Origin of the sequence: Mesorhizobium sp. M7A.F.Ca.CA.004.06.1.1 (assembly GCF_003999135.1) — a bacterium.
Lineage (GTDB): Bacteria > Pseudomonadota > Alphaproteobacteria > Rhizobiales > Rhizobiaceae > Mesorhizobium.
This window is the reverse complement of sequence record NZ_RZPQ01000810.1, coordinates 1-2,572: the sequence shown is the minus strand read 5'-3', so window position 1 is coordinate 2,572 and position 2,572 is coordinate 1. Positions and strand designations below refer to the sequence as shown.

Genomic DNA, 2,572 nt, shown 5'->3' with positions numbered 1-2,572 from the left:
GGACGAAGGCGAAACCCGCGAAGGCGGCCCGACGTCGATCGCCGCCTCGGTCGAGGCCGATGTGATTTCCGAAGCCGTTCCGCAGGCCGAACAAGGCAGCGAGGCGACCTCCGGAGACAATGATCGCGGCATGCTGGAAGAAGTGCAGTCCTCGCATCCGGACGATCACGAGGTCGAATCAGTCGGCGCCGAGGACGCGCTGGAAGAAGTGCGCAACCGCCGCAAGCCGGTGCGCCGCCAGTACAAGATCCAGGAAGTGATCAAGCGCCGGCAGATCCTCTTGGTGCAGGTCGTCAAGGAAGAGCGCGGCAACAAGGGTGCGGCACTGACCACCTATCTGTCGCTTGCCGGCCGCTATTCGGTGCTGATGCCGAACACGGCGCGTGGCGGCGGCATTTCGCGCAAGATCACCAGCGCGGTCGACCGCAAGCGGCTGAAGGAGGTCGTTGCCGATCTCGAAGTGCCGCAGGGCATGGGCGTGATCCTGCGCACCGCCGGCGAGAGCCGCACCAAGGCCGAGATCAAGCGCGATTACGAATATCTGATGCGGCTTTGGGAAAATGTCCGCAATCTCACCTTGCAGTCCACGGCCCCTGCCCTGGTCTACGAGGAAGGCAGCCTGATCAAGCGCTCGGTGCGCGACCTCTACAACAAGGATATCGACGAGATTCTTGTCTCCGGCGAGGAAGGCTATCGCGAGGCCAAGGACTTCATGCGCATGCTGATGCCGAGCCACGCCAAGGTGGTTCAGCCGTTCCGCGACACGACGCCGATCTTCGTGCGCAACGGCATCGAGGCACAGCTTGACCGCATGCTGCAGCCGCAGGTGACGCTGAAGAGCGGCGGCTACATCATCATCAACCAGACCGAGGCGCTGGTTGCCATCGATGTGAATTCGGGCCGCTCCACCAAGGAGCACTCGATCGAGGACACCGCGCTCCACACCAATCTGGAAGCGGCCGAGGAAGTCGCGCGTCAGCTCAGGCTGCGCGATCTCGCCGGCCTGATCGTCATCGACTTCATCGACATGGAGGAGAACCGCAACAACCGCTCCGTCGAGAAGCGGTTGAAGGATCACCTCAAGAACGATCGTGCGCGCATCCAGGTCGGCCGTATCTCGCATTTCGGCCTGATGGAGATGTCCCGCCAGCGCATCCGCGCCAGCGTGCTGGAATCGACCATGAAGCCCTGCCCGCATTGCGGCGGCACCGGCCATGTACGCTCCGATTCGTCGGTCGCGCTGATGGTGGTGCGGGCGATCGAGGAATTCCTGCTCAAGGATTCGCGCAGCCACATCACGGTGCGGACGCCGGCGGCGACCGCACTCTATGTGCTCAACCACAAGCGCGGCACGCTGGTCGAACTCGAAAGCCGCTTCGGGCTGACGATCACCGTCGAGGCCGACGATTCGGTGGGTTCGCAACACTATGCGATCTTCCGTGGCGCGCTGGCTGAAAAGCCGGAAGGCTTCGTCGAGGCGCGCAGCTTCCCGGCCTATGTCGAGTTGGAAGAGCCCGAGGACGAGATTGTCGTCGTCGAGGAAGACGATGAAGCACCGGTGCAGGCCGAACAGCCACGCCAGCAGCCTCAGCAACAACAGCCCCGGCCCGCTGCCGGTGGCGAAGAAGGCGAAGGCCGCGACCGCAAGCGCCGCAAGCGTCGGCGCCGGCGCGGCGGCAAGGATCGCGATCGCGAACATGGCGCCCCTGCGGACGGTGCTTCCGTCTCGGCTCCGGCCGGTGAGTTTTCGGACCCGGACTCGGCCGCCAGCGATGGCGACACGGAAGCGGACGACAACGCCCCTGTCGGTGTTGCTGAAACGTCTGAGACAGCTGAAGCTTCGGACGAAGGCCAGGGCAAAAAGCGCCGGCGCGGCAAGCGCGGCGGCAAGCGCAACCGTCGCGAAGACGGTGAAGGCGAGGCTGAGGCAAGTGCTGGCGAAACAGCAGACGCTTCTGAAGGCGAAGTCCGGGCAACCGAGGTGATCGCCAGCGAGCCGGTCGTTGCCGCACCAGCCGAAGAGCCGGTGGCGCTTGCCCCGGCAAATGACGACGCGCCGGCCACGGAGAAGCCGAAGAAGCCACGTCGCGCGGCCAAGCCAAAGAAGGCCGCGGCCGAAATTGTCGCCGATGAGCCGGCTGCGGAGGTGGAAGCACCGGTCGACACGCCGGTCACCGCATCCGACGAGGCAGCCATCGCTTCTGTCGAGGAGGCACCGAAGGCCCGCCCGTCGCGGCGCAAGCCGGCGGCGGCGAATGCGCCGGTCGAGCCGGTCGTGTCTTCGATCGTCGCGGAAGAGCCCGCGGCCAAGGCCGAGGACAAGACCGAGGACAAGCCGAAGCGCGGCGGCTGGTGGCAGCGGAAGGGCTTTTTCTAAGCCTTTCAATCGCATGAGCTAGTTCTTTGACAAAAAATCCCGCGCCGTCTCGAAGACGGCGCGGGATTTTCTTATCTGGCGTTATGCTGGATCGCGAAAGGCTAAAACGCTTCTTTGATTCCAAGCATGTCGTTGTCCCAAAACCGCTGCGCACTTTTGGGTGACATGCATCACGGCGCGAAGATCGACCAGTTC

At 64.2% G+C, this 2,572-nt stretch carries 1 protein-coding gene; it reads left to right on the top strand.

Annotated features, from left to right (window positions below):
• Positions 1-2,377 (top strand): ribonuclease E/G (locus tag EN906_RS30465; protein WP_164777479.1); only part of this gene is annotated, 2,377 nt, incomplete at its 5' end.
• Between the last annotated feature and the right edge of the window lie 195 nt (positions 2,378-2,572).